The organism is Mesorhizobium sp. B283B1A (assembly GCF_020165735.1).
Lineage (GTDB): Bacteria > Pseudomonadota > Alphaproteobacteria > Rhizobiales > Rhizobiaceae > Mesorhizobium > Mesorhizobium opportunistum.
The window spans coordinates 39931-66401 of sequence record NZ_JAIUIQ010000007.1; the positions used below are offsets into that span (position 1 = coordinate 39931).

30 protein-coding genes are annotated in these 26471 nt (G+C 63.8%); all 30 read left to right on the plus strand.

What is annotated here, in order from left to right; genetic code table 11:
* Positions 1 to 8: 8 nt before the first annotated feature.
* Positions 9 to 1130, plus strand: a complete 1122-nt coding sequence (locus LB577_RS07600; RefSeq protein WP_224686220.1) for a DUF1217 domain-containing protein — start codon at positions 9 to 11, stop codon at positions 1128 to 1130.
* Between the two features lie 2 nt (positions 1131 to 1132).
* Entirely contained in the window at positions 1133 to 1855 is a 723-nt protein-coding gene (flgF, locus tag LB577_RS07605; RefSeq protein WP_023778460.1) for a flagellar basal-body rod protein FlgF, read from the plus strand.
* Position 1856: 1 nt separating this feature from the next.
* Positions 1857 to 3257 carry a flagellar protein export ATPase FliI gene (gene fliI, locus LB577_RS07610; RefSeq protein ID WP_224686221.1) on the plus strand — a complete coding sequence of 467 codons (1401 nt, stop codon included), beginning with the start codon at positions 1857 to 1859 and terminating at the stop codon, positions 3255 to 3257.
* Positions 3238 to 4083, plus strand: a complete 846-nt coding sequence (locus LB577_RS07615) for a hypothetical protein (protein WP_224686222.1) — start codon at positions 3238 to 3240, stop codon at positions 4081 to 4083. Before fliI ends, LB577_RS07615 begins: the two co-directional genes overlap by 20 nt.
* Positions 4084 to 4239: 156 nt before the next feature.
* Entirely contained in the window at positions 4240 to 4620 is a 381-nt protein-coding gene (flgB, locus tag LB577_RS07620; protein WP_224686223.1) for a flagellar basal body rod protein FlgB, read from the plus strand.
* Between the two features lie 2 nt (positions 4621 to 4622).
* A complete protein-coding gene (gene flgC / locus LB577_RS07625; protein WP_013893216.1) occupies positions 4623 to 5039 on the plus strand; it encodes a flagellar basal body rod protein FlgC in 417 nt (138 codons plus the stop codon).
* Positions 5036 to 5359 carry a flagellar hook-basal body complex protein FliE gene (locus LB577_RS07630; RefSeq protein ID WP_224686224.1) on the plus strand — a complete coding sequence of 108 codons (324 nt, stop codon included), beginning with the start codon at positions 5036 to 5038 and terminating at the stop codon, positions 5357 to 5359. Before flgC ends, LB577_RS07630 begins: the two co-directional genes overlap by 4 nt.
* A 10-nt stretch (positions 5360 to 5369) precedes the next feature.
* On the plus strand, positions 5370 to 6158 hold the full coding sequence (gene flgG, locus LB577_RS07635) for a flagellar basal-body rod protein FlgG (RefSeq protein WP_013893214.1): 789 nt from the start codon (positions 5370 to 5372) through the stop codon (positions 6156 to 6158).
* Between the two features lie 2 nt (positions 6159 to 6160).
* Positions 6161 to 6685, plus strand: a complete 525-nt coding sequence (gene flgA / locus LB577_RS07640; RefSeq protein ID WP_224686225.1) for a flagellar basal body P-ring formation chaperone FlgA — start codon at positions 6161 to 6163, stop codon at positions 6683 to 6685.
* A complete protein-coding gene (locus tag LB577_RS07645; protein WP_411969220.1) occupies positions 6682 to 7923 on the plus strand; it encodes a flagellar basal body P-ring protein FlgI in 1242 nt (413 codons plus the stop codon). Before flgA ends, LB577_RS07645 begins: the two co-directional genes overlap by 4 nt.
* Positions 7924 to 7926: 3 nt before the next feature.
* On the plus strand, positions 7927 to 8514 hold the full coding sequence (locus LB577_RS07650) for a MotE family protein (protein WP_224686226.1): 588 nt from the start codon (positions 7927 to 7929) through the stop codon (positions 8512 to 8514).
* Positions 8511 to 9221: a flagellar basal body L-ring protein FlgH gene (gene flgH, locus LB577_RS07655; RefSeq protein WP_023778466.1), complete on the plus strand. Its 711-nt coding sequence runs from the start codon at positions 8511 to 8513 to the stop codon at positions 9219 to 9221. Before LB577_RS07650 ends, flgH begins: the two co-directional genes overlap by 4 nt.
* A 17-nt stretch (positions 9222 to 9238) precedes the next feature.
* Entirely contained in the window at positions 9239 to 9730 is a 492-nt protein-coding gene (locus LB577_RS07660) for a flagellar basal body-associated FliL family protein (RefSeq protein ID WP_224686227.1), read from the plus strand.
* On the plus strand, positions 9727 to 10458 hold the full coding sequence (fliP, locus tag LB577_RS07665; protein ID WP_224686228.1) for a flagellar type III secretion system pore protein FliP: 732 nt from the start codon (positions 9727 to 9729) through the stop codon (positions 10456 to 10458). The genes LB577_RS07660 and fliP overlap by 4 nt, the downstream gene beginning before the upstream one ends.
* Before the next feature lie 251 nt (positions 10459 to 10709).
* The gene (locus LB577_RS07670; protein WP_023765749.1) at positions 10710 to 11693 is read left to right on the plus strand and encodes a flagellin; all 984 of its coding nucleotides are present in this window, start codon (positions 10710 to 10712) and stop codon (positions 11691 to 11693) included.
* Between the two features lie 266 nt (positions 11694 to 11959).
* Positions 11960 to 13030, plus strand: coding sequence for a flagellin (locus tag LB577_RS07675; protein WP_224686229.1), 1071 nt, complete (start codon positions 11960 to 11962; stop codon positions 13028 to 13030).
* A gap of 129 nt (positions 13031 to 13159) precedes the next feature.
* Complete coding sequence (gene fliF / locus LB577_RS07680; protein WP_224686230.1) at positions 13160 to 14803, plus strand: flagellar basal-body MS-ring/collar protein FliF; 1644 nt, start codon at positions 13160 to 13162, stop codon at positions 14801 to 14803.
* A gap of 3 nt (positions 14804 to 14806) precedes the next feature.
* Entirely contained in the window at positions 14807 to 15433 is a 627-nt protein-coding gene (locus tag LB577_RS07685; protein WP_224686231.1) for a hypothetical protein, read from the plus strand.
* Positions 15430 to 16815, plus strand: a complete 1386-nt coding sequence (locus tag LB577_RS07690; protein ID WP_224686232.1) for a MotB family protein — start codon at positions 15430 to 15432, stop codon at positions 16813 to 16815. Before LB577_RS07685 ends, LB577_RS07690 begins: the two co-directional genes overlap by 4 nt.
* Complete coding sequence (locus LB577_RS07695) at positions 16812 to 18179, plus strand: chemotaxis protein MotC (protein ID WP_224686233.1); 1368 nt, start codon at positions 16812 to 16814, stop codon at positions 18177 to 18179. The genes LB577_RS07690 and LB577_RS07695 overlap by 4 nt, the downstream gene beginning before the upstream one ends.
* A complete protein-coding gene (locus LB577_RS07700; protein WP_224686234.1) occupies positions 18176 to 19567 on the plus strand; it encodes a flagellar hook-length control protein FliK in 1392 nt (463 codons plus the stop codon). The genes LB577_RS07695 and LB577_RS07700 overlap by 4 nt, the downstream gene beginning before the upstream one ends.
* Entirely contained in the window at positions 19497 to 20084 is a 588-nt protein-coding gene (locus tag LB577_RS07705; protein ID WP_224686235.1) for a transglycosylase SLT domain-containing protein, read from the plus strand. The genes LB577_RS07700 and LB577_RS07705 overlap by 71 nt, the downstream gene beginning before the upstream one ends.
* 210 nt (positions 20085 to 20294) lie before the next feature.
* The gene (locus tag LB577_RS07710; protein WP_013893200.1) at positions 20295 to 20963 is read left to right on the plus strand and encodes a response regulator transcription factor; all 669 of its coding nucleotides are present in this window, start codon (positions 20295 to 20297) and stop codon (positions 20961 to 20963) included.
* Positions 20964 to 21042: 79 nt separating this feature from the next.
* The gene (locus tag LB577_RS07715; RefSeq protein WP_224686236.1) at positions 21043 to 22299 is read left to right on the plus strand and encodes a flagellar hook protein FlgE; all 1257 of its coding nucleotides are present in this window, start codon (positions 21043 to 21045) and stop codon (positions 22297 to 22299) included.
* Between the two features lie 27 nt (positions 22300 to 22326).
* Complete coding sequence (gene flgK / locus LB577_RS07720) at positions 22327 to 23781, plus strand: flagellar hook-associated protein FlgK (RefSeq protein ID WP_224686237.1); 1455 nt, start codon at positions 22327 to 22329, stop codon at positions 23779 to 23781.
* A 4-nt stretch (positions 23782 to 23785) separates the two neighbouring features.
* Positions 23786 to 24829 (plus strand): flagellar hook-associated family protein, encoded by a 1044-nt coding sequence (locus LB577_RS07725; RefSeq protein WP_023765760.1) that lies wholly within the window; start codon positions 23786 to 23788, stop codon positions 24827 to 24829.
* Positions 24830 to 24857: 28 nt separating this feature from the next.
* Positions 24858 to 25205, plus strand: a complete 348-nt coding sequence (gene flaF, locus LB577_RS07730; RefSeq protein ID WP_023765761.1) for a flagellar biosynthesis regulator FlaF — start codon at positions 24858 to 24860, stop codon at positions 25203 to 25205.
* On the plus strand, positions 25202 to 25645 hold the full coding sequence (flbT, locus tag LB577_RS07735; RefSeq protein WP_224686238.1) for a flagellar biosynthesis repressor FlbT: 444 nt from the start codon (positions 25202 to 25204) through the stop codon (positions 25643 to 25645). Before flaF ends, flbT begins: the two co-directional genes overlap by 4 nt.
* A gap of 11 nt (positions 25646 to 25656) precedes the next feature.
* Positions 25657 to 26052 carry a flagellar hook assembly protein FlgD gene (gene flgD / locus LB577_RS07740; protein ID WP_031250183.1) on the plus strand — a complete coding sequence of 132 codons (396 nt, stop codon included), beginning with the start codon at positions 25657 to 25659 and terminating at the stop codon, positions 26050 to 26052.
* 12 nt (positions 26053 to 26064) lie between these two features.
* Positions 26065 to 26331, plus strand: a complete 267-nt coding sequence (gene fliQ, locus LB577_RS07745) for a flagellar biosynthesis protein FliQ (RefSeq protein ID WP_013893193.1) — start codon at positions 26065 to 26067, stop codon at positions 26329 to 26331.
* Positions 26332 to 26471: the final 140 nt, after the last annotated feature.

A 26471-nucleotide genomic window follows, 5' to 3' on the forward strand; every position in this document is an offset into this window, starting at 1 on the left:
GCGCGTCCTTGCTCAATACCTTTACCAGCTACCAGTTGATCACCAGAGACATCTCGAAGTCGATCGACCGGATCGAGAAACAGCCGACGGTCGATCGCGATACGCAATATTATCTCGCCAACATCACCAAGGTGAAATCGATCGACGATTTCGTCAAGAACGATCGGTTGTTCAAATATGCCATGAAGGCCTACGGGCTTGAAGACATGGACTACGCCAAGGCGTTCATGGTCAAGGCGCTCAAGGAAGGCGTTACCGATCCCGACAGTTTCGCCAACAAGCTGACCGACAAGCGCTACGCCCAGTTCGTCAGCGCATTTAATTTTGCCGCCAACGGCGCCGATGCGACGATCTACAACAAGGCGCAGCAGCTGGTGACGAAGAACTACGCCACGCAGGCGCAGATCGCCGGTCTCGATCCGAATTCCGACTATGTGAAGGGCGAGACGACCTATTATCTCGCCAACATCACCAAGGTGAAGTCCGTCGACGATCTGATGTCGAACAGCCGGCTCTACACCTACGCGCTGGCTGCATATGGTCTAGACTCCGCGACCGAGGACAAGGACCTGATCAAGCAGGTTCTGCAAAGCAAGGTGAGCGACCCTGACAGCGTCGCCAACAAGCAGACGAACCCAGCTTACGCGGGACTGGCTCTGGCCTTCAATTTCGAAGCCAATGGCGAGAACGCCACCACCATCAATCCCGCGCAGCAGCCGACCGTCGACAAGTATCTGCGCCAGACGCTCGAAGAGGATGCCGGCCAAACCAATCAGGGCGTGCGGCTGGCGCTTTATTTCCAACGCAAGGCGCCTGACATAACCAGCTGGTACGACGTGCTGGCCGACACCGCTCTTGCCAGCGTCGTGCGCACCGCGCTCGGCCTGCCCGATTCCTTTGCCACCGCCGATATCGACAAGCAGGCGCAGTTGTTCGAGCAGAAGCTCGACCTCACGGATTTCACCGACCCCGCGAAGCTCACCAAGTTCCTGACCCGCTTCACCAGCATGTACGAGATCAACAACCCGACCTCGACCGCGGTGTCGTCGATCAGCGTGCTCTTCGCCAAGCCGGTCACGTCGGGCATCTCCACCGACCTGATGATGGCCATGCAGAAACTGAAGTTCTGACCATGCGGGACAGTCTCTACGTCGCTCTTTCCGCGCAAATGGCGCTCGAGCGCCGGCTCGACACGATCGCCGACAATGTCGCCAACGCCAACACTGTCGGGTTTCGCGCCACGGGCGTGAAATTCGAGGACGTGGTGTCCGGCACCGGGCAGAAGTCGGTCTCCTTCGCTTCGTCCGGCAAGACCTATCTTTCCGGCGCCCACGGCCCCTTGACCGAGACCGGCAACCCGTTCGATTTCGCCATCCAGGGCGACGCCTGGTTCGCCATCGACACGCCCGCCGGCCCTGTTATGACCCGCGACGGCCGGTTTTCCATGAACGAGAATGGCGAGCTGATGTCGATCGAGGGCCATCCGGTGCTCGATGCCGGCGGCGCGCCGATCCAGCTCGACCCGCGCAACGGCCCGCCCAAGGCAGGGGCCGACGGCTCGCTGCGCCAGAACGACCAGCTTGTCGGCTCGATCGGCCTCTACAATTTCGATCCGGGCGTAAACTTCGTGCGCTATGGCAATTCGGGCATCGTGCCGGCACGCACGCCCGAACCGGTCACCGATCGCTCCGATGTCGGCATCGCCCAGGGCTTCGTCGAGGAGTCCAACGTCAATCCGGTGCTGGAGATGACGCGGCTGATCATGGTCCAGCGCGCCTTCGAAAACACCGCGGCCCTGATGCGGCAGACGGAATCCTCCACCGACGAGGCGATCAAGACGCTCGGCTCGAAGTAGCATGTCGCTCCAACAGCCATCCATTCGCGCACCCGAGAGACAGCTGCAGCCGGCGCCGGAAGACCGTCTCGCTGCACTCGAGCGTGTATGGCGCCGCTTCAGCGGCCCCGACGGGCTGGTCAAGCGCGGCGGCCTCGTCACCGAAGTCACGCCCACGCACTACAAGGTGCGCGGCCTTTCCGATTTCGCTCGGTTGGGCGATATCGTCGAGCAGCGTGGCCTGGCCGGCGCGCGCCGCGGCGAGATCGTCAAGATCAGCCGCGACGAGGTTGTCGTAGCCCCCTTCGAACGCAGTGCCGATGCCGGTATCGGCGATGCCGTCTTCCGCCGCGGCCCGCTCGCCGTGGCTCCGCACGGCTCGTGGCGCGGCCGCACCATCGATGCGCTGACCCGGGCGATCGACGGAGGCCCGCCGCTCGTCAGGGGTGACGACATGGCGGCCAACGCCACCACGCCCGGCGCCATGGCCCGGCAGCGGGTCGGCACGGCGTTCATGACCGGCGTCAAGGTCATCGACATCTTCACGCCGCTGTGCCTGGGCCAGCGCCTCGGCGTCTTTGCCGGCTCCGGTGTCGGCAAGTCGACGCTGCTTGCCATGCTCGCCGGTGCCGACGCTTTCGACACCGTCGTCGTGGCGCTGATCGGCGAACGCGGCCGCGAGGTCCGCGAATTCCTCGAGGACACGATCGGCGACAGCATGGCCAAGACCGTGGCCGTGGTCGCCACCAGCGACGAGAGCGCCATGATGCGCCGTCGCGCACCCGACACCGCCATGCGGGTCGCGGAGCATTTTCGCGACCAGGGCCACCGCGTGCTCCTGGTGCTGGATTCGATCACCCGCTTCGCCCATGCGTTGCGCGAAGTGGCTACGGGAACCGGCGAGCCGCCGGTCGCCCGCGGATACCCCGCCTCGGTTTTCACCGAACTGCCGAAGCTGCTTGAGCGAGCCGGGCCAGGAGCCGAGGGAAAAGGCTCGATCACCGCCATCATTTCCGTGTTGGTCGATGGCGACGATCACAACGACCCAATCGCCGATTCCGTGCGCGGCATCCTCGACGGCCATGTCGTGCTCGACCGCGCGATCGCCGAACAGGGCCGCTATCCGCCGGTCAATCCGCTGTCGTCCATATCGCGTCTGGCTGGCAAGGCGTGGAGCCTCGAGCAACGCGCCCTGGTGACCCGGCTGAAGTCGATGATCTCGCGCTTCGAGGACACACGCGACATTCGCCTGCTCGGCGCCTATCAGGGTGGTGTCGATGCCGAACTCGACATTGCCGTGCGCCAGGTGCCGCTGATCTACGAGGCGCTGACGCAATCGCCCAGGGACCGTCCTTCGACCGATCCGTTCTCCGACCTTGCCCGTCATCTCAAGGGAAAGCAGAATGCCGAACCAGGAGAGTGAACGACAGTACACCGAGCGCGTCCTGCGCGAGATGATCGCCGAGGCGAACGCCGCGGAGGAAGCCAGGACACGGGAAACGAATGCGGCCAAGGCAAAAGCCGCTCGTGCCATAGCCGCCAAGGCCGAGGCTGTTCTGGCCAGGGCTGTCAAGCCGATCCTGCCCAGGGCCGGCAGAGCCGAGCCTATCGTGCCCAGGGTTGTCGGACCCACCCTTCACGAGGTTCCTCATGTAGAGGCTGCCGAGATGGCGCAGGCCAGCCGCAACTTGCTGATCGACGACCTGTTCCGCGTCACCGAGTGGCCCCAGCCGCCAAAGGCGCAATTTCCCAGGGTGGGCAAGAAGCCCGACCGGCGAAGCGATGTCGTCATTGCCGCGCTCGGCATTGCGCTGGGTCTCACCTGCGCCCTGTTTCCCTGGTACATCTTCTTCAATCAGGACCAGTTCGGCGTCCAGGCGATCAAGTTCGGCGGCACCGGCACCAATTCGGGGCGCGAGGGTGGCGGCGTGGTCGCCGAACGCAGCGCTCCGCTGACGGCGAAGGACGTTCCCAACGCCAGTCTCGACCTGTTTGCCACGGCAACGGTGCAGGACGATTCAAGGCCGGCATCGCCGCCCGGCGATCAGCCCTTTCCTGCCGACGTCGCGAAATTCCGTATGGTCCACGTCGCCAACGGCCGCGCCATGATCGAGGACGACACCGGCCTGTGGCTCGTCCAGCGCGGCTCGAAATTGCCCGATTCCAGCAAGGTGTCGGCGATCGAACAGCGCAACGGCAAATGGGTCATGCTCACCAGCACCAACCAGGTGATCGAGCTTTCCAGGTAGAGCCGATGCGGTTTGCCCTGAGAACGACATGCATAAAAACAAAGACCTAATGCGCATCGCATGAATCCGTTTCGACGCGACGCGCTTTAGCGGTCGTCCGCAAGGTCCGCGCAAGACTGGCGGCCTAGTCTCTGGGGCATCTGCCCGGAGATTCCCATGGAGCCCGTTTCCCTTTTCGATCTCGCCGCTAAGCAAGCGCAGTGGCTGGCCGTGCGCCAGTCGGCGGTCGCCGGCAACATCGCCAACGCCAACACGCCGGGTTACACGGCAAACGATGTCGAGCCGTTCGAAAAGGTGCTCGACCGTGCTGCCGTGTCGCTGCAGGCCACCCAGGCCGGCCATCTTGCCAGCGCTGCCACCAACGCCGGCTTCGCCATCAAGCCGCAGGAAGACGACGGTGTTGTCATGCCCTCCAAGAATTCGGTGGTGCTCGAGGACCAGCTTCTCAAGGCCGGCGAGGTGCGCCGTTCCTTCGAGCTCAACACGGCCATCGTCAAGGCGTTCCACTCGATGATGATGATGGCGGTTAAGAGCTGATCATGGACGCGCTGACCGCAGCCCTGAAAGTCGCAGCATCCGGCCTTGGCGCCCAGTCCGAACGCCTGCGCGTTGTTTCTGAAAACCTCGCCAATGCCCAGTCGACCGGCACCACGCCCGGGTCCGACCCGTATCGTCGCAAGACCATCAGCTTCGTTTCCGAACTCGACCGGGCCTCGGGCAGCTCGACCGTCGAAGTGAACTCGATCGACCGCGACCCGAGCGACTTTCCCGTCGAATTCCAGCCCGGCAACGAAGCCGCCGATGAGAAGGGCTACGTCAAGATGCCCAATGTCAACGTGCTGATCGAAATGGCCGACATGACCGAGGCCAACCGCTCCTACGAGGCCAACCTGCAAGTCGTGAAGCAGGCGCGCGACCTCATTTCTATGACCATCGACCTGATGAGGAACCAATGATCGTGAACGGCATCGGCGCGCTTAACCTGAAGCCTGGTCTGGGCGACACTACGACTGACCTGCTTCAAGGCGGCGTTGCGCCCGCGGCGTCCGGCAACCTTGGCACCTCCTTCGCCGAGGCGCTGAGCCAGGCCGCCTCCAAGACCGTCAGCACCATGCAGAATGCCGAGCAGGTGTCGATGCAGGCACTCAAGGGCGACGCCGATACCCGCCAGGTCGTCGATGCCGTGATGAGTGCGCAGCAGGCGCTCCAGACCGCCGTCGCCATCCGCGACAAGGTCGTTTCGGCCTATCTCGAAGTTAGTCGTATGGGCATCTGAGGAACAGGCCATGAAAGCACTCGCCATCGCCGCCACCGGCATGAATGCCCAGCAGACGAATCTGGAAGTCATCGCCAACAACATCGCCAACATCAACACCACCGGCTACAAGCGGGCACGCGCCGAATTCTCCGACCTGCTCTACCAGGTCGACCGCACGCAAGGCGTGCCCAACCGCTCGAACGCCTCGCTGGTGCCGGAAGGCGTCTCGATCGGCCTCGGCGTCAAGACGACGGCCGTACGCAACGTCCACACCCAGGGCGAACTGACCAGCACCGGCAACAGTTTCGACATGGCGCTCACCGGCCGGGGCTGGTTCCAGATCGAGGGCGCCGATGGCGGCACGCTCTACAGCCGCGCCGGTGCCTTCAACACCAACGCCACCGGCCAGTTGGTGACCGTGGACGGAGCCAGTGTCATTCCGGCCATCAACGTGCCTGTCGACGCCGTCGAGGTCATCGTCAACAAGACCGGCCAGGTCTTCGCCCGCATCGATGGCCAGACCGACCTGCAGAACCTCGGCCAGCTTCAGATCGCGAACTTCGCCAACGAGGCGGGCCTCGCCCCGCTCGGCGACAACCTGTTCCAGGAAACGACCGCCTCCGGCCCGGCCAATGTCGGCGTCCCCGGCGACCCTGGCTTCGCCACCATCCAGCAGGGCTACCTCGAAGCCTCCAACGTCGATCCGGTCAAGGAAATCACCGAGCTGATCTCGGCGCAGCGCGCCTATGAGATGAACTCCAAGGTCATTCAGGCCGCCGACGACATGGCCTCCGTCGTCTCCAAGAACATCAGGTAACGATGGCCATGCCGATCTCCTGCTCCGCATTCCGCCACACCGCGCTCGTCCTTGCGCTGGTGACCGGCGGCATGCCGGCTTTCGCCCAGGAATCGACAGGTCAATCGGCCACTCAGATCGCCAGCAATCAAGCCGTCGGCGAGGTCGTGCTGATCCCCAACCGGGTCATCTATCCCGGCGAGACCATCCAGCTCACCGCCCTGAAACAGGTGACCCTGATCCCGGGCAAGCACAAGCCCGAGGCGATGGCGACGCTGACCGAGGAACTCCAGGGCAAGGTCGCCAAGCGCACGCTGCTGCCCGGCCGCTATATTCCTTCGACGGCCATTCGCGATGCCTGGCTGGTCGAACAGGGCGCTGCCGTGCAGGTCTTCTTCATCTCGGGCGGCCTGACGATATCGGCCACCGCCGTGACATTGCAGCCAGGTTCCGCCGGCGACCTCATCAAGGTTCGCAACAGCGACAGCGGCAAGATCCTCTCCGGCACGGTGATGGCCGACGGAACCATCCAGGTCAGCGCTTCATGATGCGTCCGCTTGCCCTTCTGCTGGCGGCCTTGCTCGGCCTGCAGCCGGCGCTGGCTGACGGCCTGACGCCCAAGGCCAAGCGCGAACTCGCGGCCAGGAATGGCGGCGTCTACGACGATCCCGAATATGATCCGGCCACCACCACTCGCATGTTCCGCGTTTCGCCCGGGCCAAGCTCGCTGCCGCCTGGCCAGGTCGCCTCGCGCATCAAGGACATCGCCCAGCTGCAGAGTTCGCGCGACAACCAGCTCGTCGGTTACGGCCTGGTCATCGGGCTTGCCGGATCGGGCGATAGCCTGCGCAATTCACCGTTCACCGAACAGTCGATCCGCGCCATGCTCGAAAACCTCGGCATCGCCACCGAAGGCGGCAGCGCACGCGCCAAGAACGTCGCCGCCGTCATCGTCACCGCCAACATGCCGCCCTATGTGCAGTCGGGCGCGCGCATCGACATTGACGTCTCCTCGATGGGCGACGCGATCTCGCTTGCCGGCGGCACGCTGATCATGACGCCGCTGAAAGCGGCGGACGGCGAGATCTACGCCGTCGGCCAGGGCGCGGTCATCGTTTCGGGCTTTACCGCCCAAGGGCAGGCCGAGCAATTGACGCAAGGCGTGCCGACCGCCGGCCGGGTGCCGAACGGCGCCATCGTCGAGCGTTCGGTGAAAGCCGAGTTCGACGACCAGGCGATCCTCACGCTGCAATTGCGCAATCCCGATTTTTCGACCGCCATCCGCATCGCCGACGCAATCAACGACTACACCAGCCAGCGCTTCGGCATGCGCGTGGCGGGCGAGCGCGATTCGCGAACCGTGCAGATCAGGCGGCCGAAGAATGTTTCGGCGGCGCGCTTCTACGCCGAGATCGAGAATCTGGTGGTCGAGTCCGACACGCCGGCTCGCGTTGTCATCGACGAGCGCACCGGCACCATCGTCATCGGCAACGACGTCAAGATTTCGCGCGTCGCCATCAGCCACGGCACGCTGACCGTGCGCATCACGGAAGCGCCGCGCGTCGTGCAGCCCGAACCCTTCTCCAAGGGCGAAACCGCGGTCGAGCCGTTCACCGCCATCGACGCCAGCCGGCCAGACGCCCGTGTCGCCGTGCTGGACGGGCCGGACCTGCAGACCCTCGTCTCCGGCCTCAACCGGCTCGGCGTCAAGCCGGACGGCATCATTGCCATCCTGCAAGGCATCAAGTCGGCCGGCGCCCTGCAAGCCGATCTGGTTCTTCAATAGGCGATGCCGATGATCCTCTTCCTCTCATCCCATGAAAGACCTCGCTCCCGCGCCATCCTATTCGCGGCCGCGGCTCTCGCGGCCATGTCCGTTTCCGGCGGCGGAGCGCACGGCGAGGATGCCGTTCGGCAGGTTCTGCCAGGGGCGCAGCCTGCGGCGGCACCCCAGCAATTGACACGGCAGAAGGCACCGGACCAAAGCGAGATCGAGCGCTTTTGCTCAAACATAGCCGATGCCGCCCGTGACCGCCGCTATGCCTTGCAGGCCGAGGAGCTGAAGCAGCTCCAGGCCGGTATCGACGAGCGCATGAAGGCTCTGGACGAAAAGAAGGCCGAATACGAGACCTGGCTGAAGCGGCGCGAGGTCTTCCTGGCCCGGGCAGAGGACGGCGTCGTCAAGATCTATGCCGGCATGAAGCCCGATGCCGCGGCCGAGCGCTTGGCAATCGTCAACGCCGACCTGGCCGCGGCCATCCTGATGAAGCTCGATTCGCGCAAGGCTGGCGTCATCCTCAATGAAATGGACCAGAAGGCGGCGGCGACGCTCACCGGCATCATGGCCAGCGCAGCCCGAAGGGTAGATCCGTCATGATCCGCAGAACGCTCATCCTGTTCGCGGTGGCTGCGTTGTCCGGCTGCGGCACCAATCTCAAGGAAGTCGGCAAGGAACCGGCCCTCTCTCCGGTCGGCTCCGGCATAGACGGCGGCGATACCGGGTCCCTTTACAAATATCCCGAGACGCCGCGCGCGCCGGTCAAGAAATTCTCGCTGTGGGACGATCGCCAGAGCCGGCTGTTCACCGATCCACGGGCACTGTCTCAGGGCGACATCCTGACCGTCAGGATCAAGATCAACGACCGCGCCAACTTCAAGAACCAGAACGACCGGAGCCGTACCGCCAACCGCAAGCTCGGCTTCGATATCAGCGCCCAATGGGACAAGATCGGCAGCACTGCCGGCAAAGGCGCTGGAGCGCTGAATTCCCAAACCGACACGACCGCCGATGGTGAGATAAAGCGATCCGAGACATTGGAGCTCAACGTGGCGGCCATCGTCACCGACGTTCTGCCCAATGGCAATCTGATGATCACAGGCTCGCAGGAAGTGCGTGTCAACGCCGAACTCAGGGTGCTGACCATCGCCGGCATCGTACGGCCGGCCGACATCGGCGCCGAGAACACGATCCCCTACGAACGCATCGCCGAAGCGCGCATTTCCTACGGCGGACGCGGCCGTATCACCGAGGTCCAGCAACCCCCCTACGGCCAGCAGGTTCTCGACCAGGTTCTTCCGTTCTAGGATTGGGAAGCGAAAACGTGGCCAACGTCGAACAGCTTCAGCATCGCAAGGGTCCTTCCCTTGCCGTCCAGGGTGCCATGCTGCTGGTGGTGACGGCCGCCGCCATCGGCATGGGCTGGATGTCGGGCGGCTATCTCAAGGGTGTCGGCGCACCATCATCGGTGCCGGCTGCGGAGAATGAGGGCAAGACGGCCGAGCCCGCCGCCACGCATGAACCTGGCACGGAATCGACCCTCGTTGCACTGGCGCCGATCACCACCAACATCGCCTCGCCCGCGGAAACCTGGCTCAGGATGGAAGTGTCGGTGGTCTATGACGCGCCGCAGCCGTCAGCCATGTCGGAGGACATCCATCAGGATCTTCTGGCCTTCGTCCGCACCTTGAAGATGCACCAGATCGAAGGCGCCAGCGGCTACCAGCACCTGAAGGCAGATCTCGACGAACGCGCGTCGATCCGCAGTCAGGGACACGCCAAGCAAGTACTCATCAGGACATTTCTGCTCGAATGAGAAAATTCCTTCTCGCCGCGGCGCTGATTGGCGCCACCACATCGATCGCAGCGGCCCAGCAGCTGGACCTTGGCGGCATCGGCAAGGCCGACGGCGCCACCGTCGGCTACATCATCCAGATGTTCGGCCTGCTGACCGTGCTGTCGGTGGCGCCGGGCCTGCTGATCATGGTGACCAGCTTCACCCGTTTCGTCATCGCCTTCTCGATCCTGCGCGCCGGCATCGGCCTGCAATCGACACCCGCAAACCTTATCCTGATCTCGCTATCGCTGTTCATGACCTTCTATGTCATGGCGCCGACCTTCGACCAGGCATGGAACACCGGCGTCAAGCCGCTGATGGACAACCAGATCAGCCAGACCGAGGCCTTCGACAGGATCTCGGATCCGTTCCGCACCTTCATGCTGCACAATGTGCGCGACAAGGATTTCGACCTTTTCGCCGACCTCGCCCGCGAGCGCGGCCAGACCGTTTCGCGCGACACCGTCGACCTGCGCATCCTGGTGCCTGCGTTCATGATTTCCGAGATCCGGCGTGGCTTCGAGATCGGCTTCCTGATCGTGCTGCCGTTCCTGGTCATCGACCTGATCGTCGCCACCATCACCATGGCGATGGGCATGATGATGCTGCCGCCGACCGTGGTGTCGCTGCCGTTCAAGATCCTGTTCTTTGTGCTGATCGACGGCTGGAACCTGCTCGTCGGCAGTCTGGTGCGCTCGTTCAACTGATCGTCCGCACCGTAACGCCTCGGTAGAAGCACCGTCCGCCGAAGAGGCTGGACGGGGTGCGCGGCATCGTAGAAATTACCCAAATTATTTTCGGTTAACCTTCCAGTTTAGCCCTTTGGTAGGGACTTGCCGCCATATTCACTCGCAGATGGCGGGTGATCGAAACAACGGTCATTGGCATGATGCCGCTCCGTCATACCGGGAAAGCCGGTATGTCAAAAAAACACCTGTAAAAACAAGGTACGAGTAGCATGGCCAGTATCATGACGAACGCCGCAGCGTTGACCGCGCTGCAGAGCTTGAACGCCACCCAGAAGAGCCTTGACACCACCCAGTCCCGCATCTCGACGGGTTATCGCGTCTCCCAGGCTTCGGACAACGCCGCCTACTGGTCGATCGCCACCACGATGCGCTCCGACAACCAGGCCATGTCCACCGTTTCGGATGCGCTCGGTCTCGGCGCTTCGAAAGTCGACACTGCCTACACCGGCATGAACAGCGCGATCTCCACCATCAACCAGATCCAGCAGAAGCTGACCGCATCTTACGGCCAGACGGATGCGTCGAAGGAAAAGACCCAGGTCGAAATCGCCGCTCTTCAGAAGCAGCTGAAAGCCTACGCCGACGGCGCCACCTTCTCCGGCACGAATATGCTTTCGGTGTCCACCGCTACCGGCACGGCTGCCGACGTCAAGGTCGTTTCGGCATTCAACCGCAGCTCCACCGGCGCGGTGTCGATCTCGACGATCGACGTCAACGTCGAAAGCATCAAGCTGTATGATGCAGGCGCAACGCCGACCGCGAAGGGCATCCTCGACGCCGACCGCCTCGGCATCAGCGGTGTTGCTGCAACGGCCTCGGCCCCGACCCTCGGCGCTGCCGCGGCGGCCACCGACACCTATTCGGTCGCCTCGCTGAAAATCTTCTCGGGCACCACGGCCGCCAGCGACACTCAGATCCAGCAGATGATGACCGTCGTCGACGCCGCGCTCAAGGATATGACGACCGCCGCCACCAAGCTCGGCGCCGCCAAGAGCTCCATCGACCTGCAGAAGACCTTCACCTCGAGCCTGATGGACTCCATCGACCGCGGTGTCGGCCAGCTCGTCGACGCCGACATGAACAAGGAATCGACCCGCCTCCAGGCCCTGCAGGTCCAGCAGCAGCTCGGCGTCCAGGCGCTGTCGATCGCCAACGGCTCGTCGCAGTCGATCCTGTCGCTCTTCCGCGGCTGATCGCTCTCACCAACCACGAACAACACTAGAATATCGGGCCGCGCCAAAAGCGCGGCCCGATTTGCGTTTGCGCCAGCCCCGCGCAACGCTCGTTCCTTAACTCTCGAAAGCAAGCCTTTAACAGGCCGTTAACCATAACGCGCTAGTCATGGTTAACCATTAGCTTACAACGGATTGGCGAATCGACGGCAATCCATGGGCGGGCCAGCGGCTCGCGAGGGCAATGCCGGTTTTGAGAAACCGGCTCGGAAAAAGGAGCGAGTTTCTTGGCGAGCATCATGACAAACGCTGCGGCGTTGACGGCACTTCAAAGCCTTAACGCCACCAACAAATCGCTCGAGCACACGCAGGCACGGATATCGACGGGCTACAGGGTCTCCGAGGCTTCAGACAACGCCGCCTACTGGTCGATCGCCACGACGATGCGCTCCGACAACCAGGCGCTGTCGACCGTGCAGGATGCACTCGGTCTCGGCGCCTCGAAGGTCGACACCGCCTATACCGGCATGAACAATGCGCTTGATACGATCGGCAAGATCAAGACCAAGCTGCTCTCCACCATTGGCCAGACGGCTGCCGCCAAGGCAAAGACGCAGACCGAAATCACGGCGCTCCAGGCGCAGATGAAGTCCTTTGCGGATGCCGCCACCTTCTCGGGTTCGAATTTCCTGTCGGTGACATCCACGCAGGTCGCGGCCGCAAATGACGGTGTCCAGCCTGACGCCAAGATCGTCTCGTCCTTCAATCGCTCCTCATCGGGCGCGATCTCGCTCGGAACGATCGACATAAATGTCGAGAGCACCAAGCTGTTCGATTCCGGTTTGGCGACCGATGTCAAAAACCAGGGCACGCTCGATCGCCAGACCTCCGTCTATGCCACCGCGGCCGCCCAGAGCCTGTACGACAACGCCTATGCGACCGCGCTCGCCGGCGGCGCCACCGATATTGCCGCCAACACGGCCGGCCAAACCGCGGCTGGCGCGGTCGTCGCCAGGATCGACAACGTTTCCGCCTACAATCTCGACATCACGGCGGCCGGCCTGACCGACGACATCATCACCCAGATGGTCGGCAAGATCGACAAGGTCATGAGCCAGCTGACCGACCAAGCCACCATCCTCGGCGCCGCCAAGAGCTCCATCGACCTGCAGAAGACCTTCACGCAGAGCCTGATGGACTCCATCGACCGTGGCGTCGGCCAGCTCGTCGATGCCGACATGAACAAAGAATCGACTCGCCTGCAGGCGCTGCAGGTGCAGCAGCAGCTCGGCATCCAGTCGCTGTCGATCGCCAACAGCTCCTCGCAGTCGATCCTGTCGCTCTTCAAGAACGGCTAATCCAGCCGTAGCTGACGGACACCCCACCTCCAATTCACGGGCCGCGCGCAAGCGCGGCCCGATTTCATTTTCGCACAAGCTTCGGAGACTAGTGTTCCGGCGGACAGTCATGCTGGGAGTCGCTCTATCGTGCCGGAACAGATCCAGAGCATCATCTCGAATCTCCGCGGTTTTGGTGTGAAGCGCCTCGCCATGCTGGCGGGTATCGCCGTCCTGGTGATGGGCGTCATCGGCATTGCCTCGGTCTATCTCAACCGCCCTGCCTACGACACGCTCTATGTCGGGCTCGATCGTTCCGACGTGAACCAGATCGGCCTGGTGCTGGGCGAGGCAGGCATCGGTTTCGACGTTGGCTCCGACGGAACCTCCGTGCTGGTGCCGGCCGCCCCCACGGCGCAGGCGCGCATGCTGCTCGCCGAAAAGGGCCTGCCCACCAGTGCCAATGCCGGCTACGAACTGTTCGACAATGTCGGCGCGATGGGCCTCACCTCCTTCATGCAGCAGATCACCCGCGTGCGTGCGCTCGAAGGCGAGATCGCCCGCACCATCCAGTCCATAACTGGCATCAAGGCGGCGCGCGTCCACATCGTCATGTCCGAACGCGCCAACTTCCGCCGCGACGAACAACAGCCCTCCGCATCAGTCGTCATCCGCTATTCCGGCATCGACGCCGAGAAAAGCGCCATGTCGATCCGCCATCTCGTCGCCGCCGCCGTGCCGGGCCTGTCGGCCGACAAGGTGACGGTGCTTGATTCCAACGGCAATTTGCTGGCCGCCGGCGATGATCCCTCCAACACCAGTGCTGCCCGCACGCTCGGCGTCGAGCAGACGGTGGAGGCACAGATCGGCGACAACATCCGTCGCGCGCTCACCCCTTATCTCGGCCCGGACAATTTCCGCGCCAGCGTCAAGGCCGAGATCAACACCGACACCCGCCAGACCGAAGAAACCATTTTCGACCCGAATTCCCGCGTCGAACGGTCTGTGCAGTCGGTGCGGGCCAACGAAAACAGCAACCAGAAGCAGGCTTCGACCCCGGCCAGCGTCGAGCAGAACCTGCCGGAGACCCAGGCGACCAGCACCGAGGGTCCGCAGACCTCTTCGGCGAACGACCGCAAGGAGGAGATCACCAATTACGAGATCAACTCCAAGAAGATCGCCACCGTCTCCAACGGCTACACCGTCACCAAGATGTCGATCGCCGTCGTCGTCAACCAGGACCGGCTGAAGACGATCCTGGGCAAGGAAGCGACCCCCGAACAGATCGCCAAGCGCGTCGCCGAGATCCAGAAGATGGTGAGTTCGGCCACCGGTTTCGACGACAAGCGCGGCGACGTCATCGACGTCTCGGCGGTCGAATTCATCGACGGACTGGATGGCGAGGCGGTTCCGCAAGCTGGAATGCTCGATTCCATCGGCCAGCACGCCGGCACGCTGATCAATGCCGGCGCCTTTATCGTCGTGGTGTTCCTGGTCGCCTTCTTCGGCCTGCGGCCGATGGCTGCCGCGCTGACGGCAAAGGCGACGCCCGCTATTTCGGGCCCCAACTTCGATGAGGTCCAGCGCTCGTTGCCGACACCGGAGGCAGCCGCTTCCGCCAATGCCGCCGTCGGCGCCTTGCCCGGCGCAAGGCCCGGCGCCACCCCGCTCGACGATCTTCGCCAGAAAATCAGGCCCGCGCCGCAGGAGCGGCTTGCCCGCATGGTCGACATCAACGAGGAACGCACCGCGCAGATCCTGCGCAAATGGGCGGCCCAGGAAGTCGCGGCCTAGACCATGCCCTCCGCAACCCTTTTCGATCTCCTCCCTGATTTCGGTACGCGCGCGCAGCGTGTCAGCCCGCCTCAGGCCACGGCCGACCCTCGGCGGCCCCCTGAACCGGCGGCATCCCAGGCCGATATCGGCACCCTGATCGCCGAGGCGGTTGCCCAGGCGGAGGCCACACTCACGGAACGCTTCTCGGCCGCCCATGAAGCCGCGCTGGAAGCGGAGCGCCAGGCCAATGCCGAGGAAGCGAGGATCTTTCTGGAGAGCTTCGGCGGCGATGTCGGCAACGCCGTGTCGTCGCGCATCGACGCCATGGAGGCGCGTGTCACCGATCTCGTCGCCGCCACGGTCGCCCGCATCATTGGCGGCGTGGTCAGCGACGACGTGCAGAAGCGTTCGCTTGAAGCGCTGGCCGGCGCGGTTCGTGAAGCTGTCGGCGACAGCGAAGCAGTGCGTATCGCCGTGCGCGGGCCGCTCTCGCTGTTCGAAACACTGAAGGCATCGCTCGGGCCGCGCACTGCCAATCTCGACTTCACCGAGGCGCCCGGCTTCGACTTGACCGTCAACATCGACGAAGCGGTGTTCGAGACCCGCATGGCCGAGTGGTCGGAAACTCTGTCCGAGGTTCTGTCGTGAGCGTCGCTGAAGCCGATCACGGCAGGCACGAGATCATCATCGTGCGGCATGCCCATGGCGACCACGACGAAGGTCACCACGGCGGCGTCTGGAAGATCGCCTTCGCCGACTTCATGACGGCGATGATGTGTTTCTTCCTGGTCATGTGGCTGATCAACGCCGCCAACGAACAGACCAAGGCGGCTGTCGCCAGCTATTTCAACCCCGTCAAGCTGGTCGACCGCAACTCGAGCCGCAAGGGTCTGGAAGACCTTGGTGACGGTCCGAATGCGATCGGCGCGACCGCCGAAAGCCCGCAACAGGCGACAGGCAAGAGCGGGCAGGACGGCACCGGTGGCGCAGGTACATCCGAACGCAAACAGGACAAGCAGGAACAACAGCAGTCCGAGAGGTCCGACGAACATCTCTTCGCCGACCCTTACGCGGTGCTCTCGGAGATCGCCACCGACACCGGCGTCATGCAGAACGTCAGCCAGAAGGGCGACGGCGGCGCGCAAAGTGCCGGCCCGGCGACCGGCGCCTCCGGTGGCGCATCCTATCGCGATCCCTTCGAGCCGGATTTCTGGTCGCAGCAGGTCGCGGCACCGGGCGCCGAGGCGAGTGCCCAGCGCCCCAGGATCGAAGGCGACCCGGTCAAGCCGGGCGACAAGGCCGCCGAGACACAGGTCGCCAAGGTCAAGGCCGTGCCGCCGGCACCGCCTCTCAAGGACGCGCCCCTCGAGCCCTTGGCCAAGGATGCGGCCGCGACGATGGCCAAGGCCAGCGATGTCAAGCCCGGCGATATCAAAGCCGGCAATACCAAGGCCAGCAATGCAGAGGCCGGACAAGGCAACGCCGCGGAAGCGGCCAAGGCGGACGCTACCCCTGCCAGCCGAGAAGCCGCGAAGCCTGAGGCCGCGGAAAAGGCACCGACCGCCGCCGCGCTGAAGGCGGCGGCCGATGTCAAGCGGCAGCTGGCCGATGCCTTCAAGCCCGGCGACAAGCTGCACGACGGCGTCTCGGTCGAAGCCACGGACAAGGGCGTCGTCATCTCCATAACCGATCAGCTCGACTTCGGCATGTTCGAAGTCGGCTCGGCCTTGCCGCGCCGCGAACTGGTGTTGGCGATGGAAAAGATCGGCCGCATCGTCAACAGCCAGAAGGGCACCATCAGCATCAACGGCCACACCGATGCACGCCCCTTCCGCAGCGACAGCTACGACAACTGGCGGCTGTCGACGGCGCGCGCCCATTCCGCCTACTACATGCTCGTGCGCGGCGGCGTCGACGAACGCCGCATCACCGAAGTCGCAGGCTTCGCCGACCGCCAACCGAAGGATCCGGCCGATCCCATGGCGGCGGTCAACCGTCGCATCGAGATATTGATGGCGGCCGGCGGATGAGACGGGTGGCCGTCATCAGCCGCATGATGGGCCTGCTGCTGCTGGCTGCCGGACATCCATCGTCCGGCTTCGCCCAGGATGCGCTGCAGCCCTATCAGCTGGTGCGCTCGCTGCAGCTCATCCAGGACCGCATCGCCGCCGGCGATCACGCCGCCATGCCGATGCAGGCCAAGCTGCTCGAGATGACCGATGCGCGTCTGCGCGAGGCGGATGCGCAGGATTTCCAGGAACCAAAGAATTTTCGCGCGCTCCTGGTCTATGGCATGAGCGGCGGCAATCCGGTGACTGTCGAGGCAGCCGTGTCGCGTGCCGCCGCCGATCCGGGTGACCTGGCCATCGCCAAGGGCGTGATTGACTATCTGAATGGCCGGCCCGGCGACGCGATCAAAGCCCTCGGGCCGATCGATCCGATGGCGCTGCCCGGCGATCTCGGCGCATTCCTGGCCCTGGTCACGGGGTCGCTCCTAGCCGGCGACGATCCAGCGGCGGCACTCAAATTGCTCGATGAGGCCAAGCTGCTCAGCCCCGGCACGCTGGTCGAGGAAGCGGCCTTGCGGCGCTCGGTCGGCATTGCCGTGGCGCAAGGCGACGCCGCGCGTTTCGCGCTTGCTTCCACGCAGTATGTAGAGCGCTACCTCTATTCGCCCTATGCCAGCCAGTTCGCGGATTCTTTCGTCTCCGGGGTCATCGCGCTGCACATGTCGATCAGCCAGGACAAGCTGGCCGACATCACCTCGATGATGGATCCCGAGCGCGAGAAGGTGATCTATCTGCGCATCGCCCGCCGTGCCGCGATCGACGGCCTGAACGAGTTGTCGGCCTTCGCCTCGACGCGCGCCGAACAGGGCCGCGACGGCAACACCAATCAGGACGATCCGCGCGCCCTGCTTTATTCCAGCCTGTCCACCGTGACCTCGGACACCATCGAGGATGTGCGCACCAAGCTCGGCAAGATCGATCGCAGCAAGCTGTCGGATGGTGACCGCGACCTGCTCGACGCCGCACAGGCCATCGCCGGTGAAGTGGTGGCGCCACCCGCTTCTCTTCCAGCCGCAAGTCCGGCGCCCGCGGTAGCTGCGCCGACGCAACCCGAAGTTACCGCCGCGCAGGCCGCCGACGCCGCCGGATTGCCACCCGTCGAAGGCGCTGCCTCCGAACAGCCCTTGGTTGCGCCAGCCGATGGCGTCGCGACCGTTGCGCCGAGCGCGCCGGTTCCTTCGGCCGAAACCGCAGCCGTCCTCCCGGCCTCGGCGCCCGCAGCCTCGGCCAGCCCTGACAAGACCGACCCGACCGACGCCGCCATGATGAAAACCCGTCGACAGCTCGACCTGATCGACCAGATGCTTGGAGCCGCCCCGAAATGACACCCAGCCTCGGCCCAGGCCTGCCAGGATTTACCGCCGCGCGCACCACGGCGGACCAGCCGGCCGTGCCGGGAAAGAAGGATGATGACGGCTTCGGCAAGATGGTGCACGCCGGCGCGAACCCGGCCCGCCCGGAAAAGCAGCCGCAGATTGAGGCCGGGTCGCGCGATCCGCGCTGGAGCAAGCTCGCCGCTGGCCTTGCGGCGCAGGCGGGCGAGGACAAGCCGATGCCGGACGGCAAGGCGCCGACCGCACGGGCCGCACCGACCGGATTGACGGCGGCGAAATCCACGAAGGATGGCAAGGATGCCCGGGCGGCCAAGGATACCGACGCTGAAACACCAGTGTCCGACGCCGGCGCAACGCCGCTTGACGATCATCTGCCGCTTCTGATGGCGTTTCATGACCTGCGCCATTTCTCGACATCGACCAAGTCGGCCGACGTCGGCGAAACCGGCCAGGACGCCGCTGTCGACGGGCAGGTTGTGCCCAAGGGCTACCGGCCGAAGTCGGCCGCCGGTAATGGCGCCGTCGAACCTATGTCGAAGCCTGAGCGGGCGTCGCTCGTCGACGGGCCGTTGACGAAACTTGACAACCCGTCCGCGCGCGACGCCGCCGCTGGCGCGCCACGGCGCGACAATGCGATCGCCGCCGGCCCTTTGCCGGAGACGATCCCGGCCGACGTACCCGGCGTGGATCCGAAACAGGCGGCGCCACAGCTGAAGTCCATCGCCGACGTTCAGTCTTCGTTGCGTTCCGAACCAGGAAAACGGCTCTCGACGGCCGGGCGCATCGAAGTGGTTTCCGAACGCAACTTCCCTGCCCCGCCGCAGGCGCCGATGAGCCAGGCAGCGCTCAGCGTGATCGGCGCCATAACCGCCGATGGCGGCCCGCAGCAGGTGCATTCGACGGCTTCCGCGGCCACCCAACTGGCCAGCCCTGTTGCCGTTCCGACACATGTGTTGAAGATCGAACTCCACCCGGCCGAACTGGGCATGGTCACGGCACACCTTCGTCTCTCCGGAGAACAACTCTCGATTGAACTGAAGCCCGAAACACACGATGCCTACCGTCGGCTTTCCAGCGATAGCGAGGCGATCGTCAAGTCGCTGCGCGGGCTGGGCTTCGAGGTTGATAAGGTCACCATCATGCAACCGTCGGTGGCCGTTGCGGCTACAACCCGGGCGGATGCAACCGCGTCGATGACCGCGGTGCCTGGCCGCGACCAGTCGTCCTTTCAGCCCGGAAATTCCAGCGGCGGCAATGGTGGAGCCGGCGGCCAGCAACCGGGCCAGCAGTCCGCAAGGGGTAACCACGATGACGCGCAAGCACACGGCCGCGCCGTTTCACCTTCTCGCGAGCGCGCTGGCGGCGATATCTTTATCTAGCCTTGCGGGCGGCGCCGCCGCCGCCACCAATCCCTGCGAGCCCGAGATCCTGCGTGCCGCCGACCGCTACGGCATACCCGCCGGCATCCTCTACGCGGTTGGCCTGACAGAGACCGGCAAGAAAGGCAGCCTTCAGCCTAACGCTTTGAATATAGAAGGAAAAGCAGTCTTCCCGAAAAGCCGGACCGAGGCACTTGCCACCTTCGCCAACGCCCAGCGCGAGGGCAAGAGGCTGATCGATCTCGGCTGCATGCAGATCAATCATCACTACCACGCCTCGCATTTCCGCAGCGTTGAGGACATGCTCGACCCCCGCCAGAATGTCGACTACGCGGCACGTTTCCTGGCCGGTCTCCATGCCCGCCACGAGACCTGGTCGATGGCCGTCGCGCGCTATCACGCCGGTCCCGACAACGACCCGGCGCAGAAGGTCTATGTCTGCCGGGTCATCGCCAACATGGTTGCCACCGGTTTTGGCAAATGGACAACCAACGCCCGGTCCTTCTGCAACCCATAGGCGTATTTTCAGCCTCCTATATGCTAGCCGCACTGCACCGTGGCTCCCTTTTGACTTGGCCCCTCAAGCATATTTGGCTGCACGCTAATGCAACCGGCACGATTCCAGACTCCCAAGAAACTAGTTACAAGAAATGACCGTGTTCAGGATTCCCGCCACCGGTTACGCCTCTTTCCACGGGGCAAATGTGCTGATTCGGAGGCGGGGCCGATGATCGTTATCGTTGACGAGCGAGAGCTCGTAACAGAGGGATACAATTCACTTTTCGACCGCGAGGGGGTCGCCTGCGCGGGTTTCGCGCCCGGCGAGTTCGGCGAGTGGGTGAACTCGGCCGCCGACGCCGATCTGCGCTCGGTCCGCGCCTTCCTCATCGGCGACTGCCGCGAAGGCTCGATCTCTCCACGCCAGATCCGCGACCGCACCGGAGCTCCTGTCATTGCTCTCAGTGAACAGCATTCGCTGGAAAACACGCTGCGGTTGTTCGAGAGCGGCGTTGACGACGTCGTCCGCAAGCCCGTCCACATCAGAGAGATCCTGGCCCGCATCACCGCCATTCGCCGCCGCGCCCAGGAGGACGTCGCCTACACCGAGATCGGCGCCATGCGCATCTTCATGGACGGCCGCGATCCCGAGATCGACGGCCAGCCGCTGCCCTTGCCGCGCCGTGAACGCCGCATCCTCGAATATCTGGCGAGCAACCGCGGCCGCCGGGTTACCAAGACCCAGGTGTTCAACGCCATCTACGGCATCTTCGACGAAGAGGTCGAGGAGAACGTGGTCGAAAGCCACATCAGCAAACTGCGCAAGAAGCTGCGCGAGAAGCTGGGCACCGACCCGATCGATTCCAAACGCTTCCTCGGCTACCGGCTGGTGTTCTGATGCCGTATCGCGCCAGCTTCGCGCAAGACAAGGCGCGTAGCCTCGCCGCCAGTGGCATGGATATTGCGGAGACATCTCGATGAGCCTCTACGGAATGATGCGGACCGGCGTTTCCGGCATGAACGCACAGGCCAACCGCCTGTCGACGACAGCCGACAACATCGCCAATTCCGATACCACCGGTTACAAGCGATCCTCCGCCGAATTTTCGACGCTGATCATGCCGTCGACGGGTGGCGCCTACAATTCCGGCGGCGTCACCACGACGATCCGGCAGGCGGTCAGCGATCCGGGCGTGCTCCAATACACCACCTCTGTCTCCGACCTTGCCGTCAGCGGCGATGGCTTCTTTGTCGTCCAGGATCCCAGCGGTACGCCCTATCTGACCCGCGCCGGCGCCTTCGTTCCCGACGCGCAGGGCCGCCTGGTCAACGCGGCCGGCTTCCAGCTGATGGCCTACAGCTACGCCAACGGCACGCCGGCTGCGACAGTGAACGGCTTCGAAGGTCTGGAGCCGGTTGTCATCGCCGATCAGGGATTGACCGCGACTGCGAGCACCGCGGGTAGTTTCAGCGGCAATCTGCCTGCAGGCGCGACAGCGGTCGCCACCGCCAACCTGCCCGGCGCCAACGCCGCCACAGCACAGTACACCTCGAAATCGTCGATGGTCGCCTATGACAATCTCGGCAACAAGAAGCTGCTCGACGTCTATTTCACCAACACGGGTACCGGCACCTGGCAGGTGGCGGTTTTCGATCAGTCGAAGGCGACGGCCGGAACATCGTTCCCCTACACCGGCGGCGCACTCGGCACGGCCAACCTGACCTTCGATACCACGACCGGCAAACTCACCGGCACGCCCACCAGCGTTTCATTCACCGTGCCGGGCGGTGCGAGCCTCAATCTCGATTTGTCGACGCTGACCCAACTCGGGACCGGCTTCACCGTTTCCGACGCCCAGGTCAACGGCAACGCGCCGAGCACCATCGACAAGGTCCAGATCAGCAAGGACGGCACCATCTACGCCCAGTACAAGGACGGCACCTCCAAGCCGCTCTACAAGATACCGCTTGCCGACGTTCAGAGCCCGGACCAGCTCAAGGCCCTTCCCGGCAACGTCTATGCCCAGGGCACTGATTCCGGCGCGGTCCGTGTCGGCTTCGCCAATGAAGGCAAGGCCGGTTCCATCATCTCCGGCGCGCTCGAAAACTCCAATGTCGATATCGCCGAGGAACTCACCGACATGATCGCGGCGCAGCGCAGCTACACCGCCAATTCGAAAGTCTTCCAGACCGGTTCCGACCTGATGGACGTCCTTGTCAACCTGAAGAGATAAACCGGGCGTCGCCCGTGAAAGACCAGCATGTCGCTATCCTCCGCATTGAGTATCGCCCAATCGGCGCTTATGAATACCGCGCGGCAGACCAGCGTTGTCTCGCGCAACATCGCCGACGCTTCCAATCCGGATTACACGCGCCGCATCTCCGTCATCACCAGCACGGCGCCCGGCGCTCGTTTCGTTGACGTCCAGCGTGCGGCCAACGACCTGCTGTTCCGCCAGAACCTTGGTGCCCTGTCGGCGTACAGCGGTCAGAACGCGCTCTACAGCGGCATGGATCAGCTGGATGTTTCGGTCAACGGTGTCGACAACGCGTCATCGCCCTCGACGGCGATCGCCAATCTGCAGCAGGCGCTGCAGCTCTATGCCACATCGCCGTCCAATCAGAATCTCGGCTCGAGCGTCATCGATGCGGCCAAGCAGGTCGTGCGCTCCCTGAATGAAGGCTCCAATGCCATTCAGGACTTTCGAACCCAGACGGACGGCCAGATCGACACGGCGGTCAAGGACCTTAACTCGCTGCTTGGCCAGTTCGAGGACGCCAACCAGGCAGTCATGTCCGGAACCCGTTCCGGCACCGATGTTTCCGACGCTCTCGACCAGCGCGACGCGCTGCTGAAGAAGATCTCGAACTATGTTCCGATCTCGACCTTCACGCGCGGCGACAACGACATGGTCATCACCACGGGCGACGGCACGACGCTATTCGAGACGATACCGCGCACGGTGAGCTTCACGCCGGCGGCCGGCTATGCCGCCGGGGCCGCCGGCAACACCGTCTATATCGACAACGTACCGATTTCGGCGGGAACCGGTGGCAACACAACCGCCAGCGGCACGCTTGCCGGCCTGCTGCAATTGCGCGACGGCGTCGCCTCGACCATGCAGAGCCAGCTCGACGAAACCGCGCGCGGCTTGATCACCGCCTTTGCCGAGACCGCCCCGTCGATGCCCAACGCCGCCGGCCTGTTTACCTGGTCTGGCGCGCCGGCAGTGCCGGCCGCGGGCACGCTCGTCAACGGTCTTGCCGGCACGATCGGTATCAATGCCGCGATGGATCCAAGCGCCGGCGGCAACCCGACATTGCTGCGCGATGGCGGCGCCAACGGTGTGGCCTATGTCGCGAACACCACGGGCGGCGCCTCCTATTCCAACCTCCTGATCGCTTATGGCGACCGACTCGACAAGCCGATGACGTTCGATTCCGCGGCGGGTATTTCGGCGACGTCCAGCGTTTCCGACTACGCCGCCAATTCGATCGGCTGGCTCCAAAGCGTGCGCCAGCAGGCTTCGACCGCCGCCGACGCCAAGGAGGCATTGGCACAGCGCAGCGCCGACGCGCTGTCCAACGCGACCGGGGTCAATATCGACCAGGAAATGTCGCTGATGCTCGATCTCGAACACACTTACCAGGCATCGGCCCGGATGATGAAGACAGTCGACGACATGATGACGGCGCTGTTGAGCGCGGTGGGATAAAGCCATGACTTCCGTCTCTTCTGCTGCCCTTTCGAACGCCGCGCGCTATCAGCAGATGCGCATGCAGGCCGATCTTGTCAAAGCCACGAAAGAGTCCTCGACCGGCAGGATCGCCGATGTTGGACTTGCGCTGGGTGGACGCACCGCCCAGTCCGTCACCTTTTCGCGCGATCTCGACCGGCTCAACGTCATTGTCGATTCGAACGGACTGGTCGCGGCCCGGCTTTCATCGACCCAGACCTCGCTCGGCCAGCTCTCAAGCGTCGCGCAGACCTTCCTGTCCAGCCTGACCACGGCATCGTCGGGCGACAACTCCGACAGCCTGACCCGGTCGACCGGCCAGACGACGATCCAGCAGCTTGCCTCGATCCTCAACACCAGCGTCAACGGCGAATACCTGTTTGCTGGCACCAACACCGACGTCAAGCCAATCAACGATTTCACCGCGCCCGGCTCACCCGCCAAGGCCGCCTTCGACGCCTCTTTCGTCGCCAATTTCGGCTTCCCGCCCAATGACCCGCTCGCCGCCAACATCACCGCCGCCCAGATGGACGACTTCATCACCAACGACGTCGAGCCGCAGTTCCTCGGCTCTGGTTGGCAGGCCAACATGTCGAATGCCACCGACCAGCAGATCGTCAGCCGCATCGCGCTCAACGAAACCACCGAGACCTCGACCGGCGCCAACAGCGATGGCATCAAGAAGCTTGCCATGGCCGCTGCCATGGTCAGCAGCCTGATGTCCACAAACATCAGCCAGGCTGCGAAAGATACGATCGTTAGCCGCTCGCAGATCTTGGTAGGCGAGGCGCTGAGCGGCATCGCCCAGGTCCAGTCGGAAACCGGCATCGTCCAGAAGCGTGTCTCGGACGCCAGCGACCGCATGAAGACGCAGGTCGACCTGTTCGAACGGCACATTCTCGATCTCGAAGCCGTCGACCCGGCGGAAGCCGCGACCCGCGTCGCCGATCTGACGCAGCATATCGAGACGTCCTTTGCTCTGACAGCGCGCCTGCAGCAGCTCAGCCTGTTGAATTACCTGACCTGACAACTCCAGCGGAACGGTAGAGCCAACGATGTACCAATTCTCCTACGCCGACGTTCAAAGCACCTCCGTCTCGGACGCCAAGGACCGTGAGCGTGAGCTTTTGACCCGCTCGATCGACATGCTGTCGGCGGCGGCCGCCGCCGGCCAGGATTCGAAGGAGGCGGTGGAGGCACTGCATTTCACCAATCGTGTCTGGACGACCTTCGTCGAGGATCTCGGCTCCAGCGACAATGCGCTTCCCAAGGAATTGCGCGCCAACCTGATTTCCATCGGCCTGTGGCTGCTGCGCGAGGCGGAGGATATTCGCCAGGGCCGCACCGACAATTTCGAAGGGCTGATCGAAGTGTCCCAGATCATCCGCGACGGCATTCAATGACCAACACGCTGAAGATCTCGTTGAAGCCGAACGAGAAGATCTACATCAACGGCGCCGTCATCCGCGTCGACCGCAAGGTTACCGTCGAACTGATGAACGATGTGCAGTTTCTGCTCGAGAGCCATGTGATCCAGGCCGAAGAGGCCTCGACACCGCTCAGGCAGCTGTACTTCATCCTGCAGGTCATGCTGATGAACCCCGCCGGCGCGGACGAAGCGCGCGAGATGTTCCGCCGCTCCCTGCCGCTATTCCTGGCCAGCTTCGAGGACGCCGAGATCTGTGGCACGCTGAAGCAGATCGACCGCATGGTCGGCGAGGACCATATCTACGAGGCATTGAAGGCGATCCGTTCGCTTTATCCTCTCGAACGCCGCGCGCTTGGCGGCAATGACGATGTTCCGGGCGCGTCGCGCCCGCTTGCCGTGGGAGCACGCTACTAATGACCGTGGACATGACGACGACGATACCGGTCGGCTCCAATTCGACCACCACGTCGACCTCGAAGACAGCGGTCGACTACCAGTCCTTCCTGAAGCTTCTGATCGCCGAGATGAAGAACCAGGATCCGACCAAGCCGATGGATTCGACGCAATACGTCGCCCAGCTCGCCACCTTCTCGCAGGTCGAGCAGTCGGTTCAGACAAACACCAAGCTCGAGCAGATCATGCAGTCCTCGGCACTGTCGCAGGCCGACGCCATCATCGGACGCACGATCACCTCGGCCGACGGCAAGACCACGGGAACGGTGGCTTCGGTGACGCTCGCCAGCAACGGACTTATCGCTGTGCTGCAGGATGGCACCCAGGTCCCCGTCGGCGCAGGCGTGTCAATTAAACCGGCAAGCTAGGCCAGCCGCCACATGAACGAGGCCGACGCACTCGACATCGTCCAGTATGCGGTGTGGACGGTGCTGACCGCGTCCGCTCCGGTCGTGCTGGTCGCCATGGCGGTCGGCATCGGCATCGCCCTCATCCAGGCGCTGACGCAGGTCCAGGAAATCACCTTGACCTTCGTCCCGAAGATCGTCGCCATCATGCTTGTGGTGGCGCTGACCGGCCCGTTCATCGGCGGCCAGATATCGGCCTTCACCAACGTCATCTTCGAGCGCATCCAGAACGGGTTCTGAGCCTGGAACTATCCGTTTTGATCAAGGGGTTTTAGGGACCCATTCTTGCTGCGCTTTGAGGAGAGCGTTTGCCAGGGTCGGCATGGAGCTTTTCCTTCGCTTGCATGCCGGCGGCCAGACCGCGGGCCACCTACCGAGAT